General features: G+C 34.3%; 7 protein-coding genes. 3 read left to right on the top strand and 4 right to left on the bottom strand.

Annotated features, from left to right (window positions below; translation table 11 throughout):
- Positions 1–53: 53 nt before the first annotated feature.
- Together PN497_RS15310 and PN497_RS15305 are read right to left on the bottom strand one after the other, a co-directional pair.
- Positions 54–437: a hypothetical protein gene (locus PN497_RS15310; protein WP_096571920.1), complete on the bottom strand. Its 384-nt coding sequence runs from the start codon at positions 435–437 to the stop codon at positions 54–56.
- 37 nt (positions 438–474) lie between these two features.
- Positions 475–600, bottom strand: a complete 126-nt coding sequence (locus PN497_RS15305) for a hypothetical protein (protein WP_272110588.1) — start codon at positions 598–600, stop codon at positions 475–477.
- On the opposite strand from PN497_RS15305, the gene PN497_RS15300 reads away from it, so the two are divergent.
- From PN497_RS15300 to PN497_RS15290, 3 genes are all read left to right on the top strand, one after another.
- Entirely contained in the window at positions 599–904 is a 306-nt protein-coding gene (locus tag PN497_RS15300; protein WP_096571921.1) for a small RNA NsiR4-regulated ssr1528 family protein, read from the top strand. The two genes, PN497_RS15305 and PN497_RS15300, sit on opposite strands and share 2 nt — an antisense overlap.
- Before the next feature lie 143 nt (positions 905–1,047).
- A complete protein-coding gene (locus PN497_RS15295; protein ID WP_096571922.1) occupies positions 1,048–1,449 on the top strand; it encodes a hypothetical protein in 402 nt (133 codons plus the stop codon).
- Positions 1,449–1,781, top strand: a complete 333-nt coding sequence (locus PN497_RS15290) for a hypothetical protein (RefSeq protein WP_096571923.1) — start codon at positions 1,449–1,451, stop codon at positions 1,779–1,781. Before PN497_RS15295 ends, PN497_RS15290 begins: the two co-directional genes overlap by 1 nt.
- Positions 1,782–1,821: 40 nt before the next feature.
- Here PN497_RS15290 and PN497_RS15285 read toward each other — a convergent pair whose 3' ends face one another.
- Complete coding sequence (locus PN497_RS15285) at positions 1,822–2,379, bottom strand: Uma2 family endonuclease (RefSeq protein ID WP_096571924.1); 558 nt, start codon at positions 2,377–2,379, stop codon at positions 1,822–1,824.
- Positions 2,380–2,449: 70 nt separating this feature from the next.
- On the bottom strand, positions 2,450–2,722 hold a 273-nt coding region (locus PN497_RS15280), incomplete at its 5' end, for a Uma2 family endonuclease (protein ID WP_272110584.1).

The raw sequence follows: 2,722 nt of genomic DNA, 5'->3' as shown, positions 1-2,722 counted from the left end.
GTCCCCAGTCACCAGTCCCCAGTCCCCAGTCACCAGTCCCCAGTCACCAGTCCCTATTCCATTGGAGTAGTAGATGATTGCAGACTGCTTAAAGATTGCCAAGTATTGGTGCTAGTATCAAAACATCGCCAATTTCCCTTCCGTTCGTCTTTATAACAAAATAACGTGCGATCGCGGTCATCAAAATTATCAGTTAAAAAATATACCATTCCTCGAAATGGGTAAGTTTTACGACTCAGGCGCTTTGCTACGGCTTGATTCGGACATTCGACGATAAAAACGGATTCTCCATTGATTTTAGAGAGGGAGAAAATACACATCCGCAAAATTGCTCTCAGCCAACTTTCAGAATTCTCGAAGTAATCGTCGATAATTTTGTTAGTTAGAGCTTGTTCGAGGCTGCGGTCTTTGTTACGAGGAGTGTGGGCATCAGACATAGCATCACCTAAAAATAGCTATACCGCTGGTTCGAGATTAAACTAAAATTTCCCAAAGTGGCAAGTGTAGGGGACTGGGGACTGGTGACTGGGGAAGATTAATAACCCAATGCCCAATGACCTGGTAATATATACCTAATAACTTTGAGAATTTAATAGCCATGACGACTGAAACTAATGTAAAAAATCAAGCTACTACAGGTGCTGATGCTGTTGATGTGGCGATCGCACAAGGAATTGATTTTGACGGTTCTCCTATTCCTGCTGCTAAGTTGGAACTGTATAATCAAGTCATGGGCTTAGAAGCTGGTAGACAACGCAGTGGTGTATCTAATACTATGCGTTCTCGGATCGTCCGCATTGGTGCAAAGCATATTCCCCAAGCTGAGTTAGACGCAAAGCTGGTTGATGCTGGTTTTGCTCCTTTAAAAGAAAAAGAAATTGCCTTTTTTTATGGCGGTAAGTAATTTTTCCTGTTAATAAAAGCAGAGGCGTTTTATGGAACGTCTCTACAAAAATTTATAATGATCACAATTATTGCTATCTTCAATTTTCTGGAATTAGGGTAAATTTAAAGTAACCCAGTCATTTCGACTCAGGAGTTCAATAAATGGATATACTCATTGAATCTACTAAGGATTTTGAAAAAGATTTAGAAAAGTTTACAGATACAGAGAAGTTTAGAATTATTAAGGAAATGAATCGAAATTTTGAATTGTTATCATCTGAAAATAATTTAATTAATAATTCTTTTTATGAACATAGTGAACAACTCAGAAACATTAAACTAAATCATGACTATGATTCTACTATATATTGTCTCAAAATTAACGATCAACAAAGAATAATTTTAACTATTGATGATGATCCAATTTTTGGTTGTATTTTAATCACTTTATTTAGATTAGTTAATCAAGAAAATGCACAACAAGCTTATAATGCAGTTGCAGAAATGATTTATCAAGATTTCACGGTAGAAGAAAACCCAGCTTTAGAAATTCAGTGTTGTTAATGGCACAAATTAAACCTCTGTTAGATGAATATGGTGTCATTCATGAAGCAATGAAAATTCTTCCAGAATATCTGAAAATTGATTTTCTGGAAGCTTTAGCTGAGTTAGAAGATAATGAATGTCACCGAACTAGAAATTTTCCTAAAACCAGATTACACAAGGTAGCGGGTATTAAACAAGCTATTTACCGTGCAGATATTAATAAAATATCAGGGTGGCGGATTCATTTACAATATATTGATGGAAAAATTCACCTCAAAGATATTATTGGTGGTCAGCATCATGATAATGTGATGCTGGTGATTAAATTGAAAAAGGATAGATATGATTAATAATTGATAATTGATAATTGGTAATTGGTAATTGATTCTATCATAAAATGCTATCAACGGTAATTTGAATTTCTGGAAATGCGAAGATATCTAAAATTTCACCACGTTGAACGGTGTTGATTTCACTATATCCATTTTCTGAAGGTTGACGATAAACAATGATTTTTTGTTCGATGATATCAACTAACCAAACTTCTACAATACCATTAGCTGCATAAAGGGGAATTTTGATATCTCGATCATATTCAAAACTACTATCTGCAACTTCTATTAATAATAACACATCCGATGGTTGAGGATGTGCAGATTCATAAAAATCTGCACGGGGTTTAAGTAATGCTATGTCTGGTTGCGGTTCGGAAAAATTATCTAAAGTTATGGGGTTTTGTACAGCAACAATTACTTTTTTACCTAGTAACTGTGAAAAAAGAGAGTTTAAACGATTGACACAAGATGCGTGTTTTCTTCCTATTGGTGACATTTCAATTATTTCTCCGTTAATTAATTCTACTCTATCATCTTCTGTTAAAATTCCTGCTGCATTCATTTGATGATATTCTGTAACTGTGAAACGTCTGGTGAATAATTTCGTAGACATAGTTCACTCTCTTTGTTGATGATATTGGTTAATTATTTCTATAATTTGTTTCTATAATTTGTTTCTATAATTATTTTGTTCCTAAAATGCTATCAACGGTAATTTTAATTTCAGGAAATGCGAGGATATCTAGAATTTCACCACGTTGAAAGGTTGTGATTTGACTATATCCATTTTCTGTAAGCTGACGATAAACGATGATTTTTTTTTCGATGATATCAACTAACCAAACTTCTACAATACCATTAGCTGCATAAAGGGGAATTTTGATATCTCGATCATATTCAAAACTACTATCTGCAACTTCTATTAATAAAAATACATCCGATGGTTGAGGATGTGC

Source organism: Sphaerospermopsis kisseleviana CS-549, assembly GCF_028329225.1.
GTDB lineage: Bacteria > Cyanobacteriota > Cyanobacteriia > Cyanobacteriales > Nostocaceae > Sphaerospermopsis > Sphaerospermopsis kisseleviana.
This window is presented reverse-complemented; position numbering and strand designations above follow the sequence as displayed.

What these genes read in the sequence shown, in the direction of transcription:
- PN497_RS15310 (WP_096571920.1), bottom strand. Translation starts at nt 437, where the DNA reads ATGTCTGATGCCCACACTCCTCGTAACAAAGACCGCAGCCTCGAACAA.
- PN497_RS15300 (WP_096571921.1), top strand. Translation starts at nt 599, where the DNA reads ATGACGACTGAAACTAATGTAAAAAATCAAGCTACTACAGGTGCTGAT.
- PN497_RS15305 (WP_272110588.1), bottom strand. Translation starts at nt 600, where the DNA reads ATGGCTATTAAATTCTCAAAGTTATTAGGTATATATTACCAGGTCATT.
- PN497_RS15295 (WP_096571922.1), top strand. Translation starts at nt 1,048, where the DNA reads ATGGATATACTCATTGAATCTACTAAGGATTTTGAAAAAGATTTAGAA.
- PN497_RS15290 (WP_096571923.1), top strand. Translation starts at nt 1,449, where the DNA reads ATGGCACAAATTAAACCTCTGTTAGATGAATATGGTGTCATTCATGAA.
- PN497_RS15285 (WP_096571924.1), bottom strand. Translation starts at nt 2,379, where the DNA reads ATGTCTACGAAATTATTCACCAGACGTTTCACAGTTACAGAATATCAT.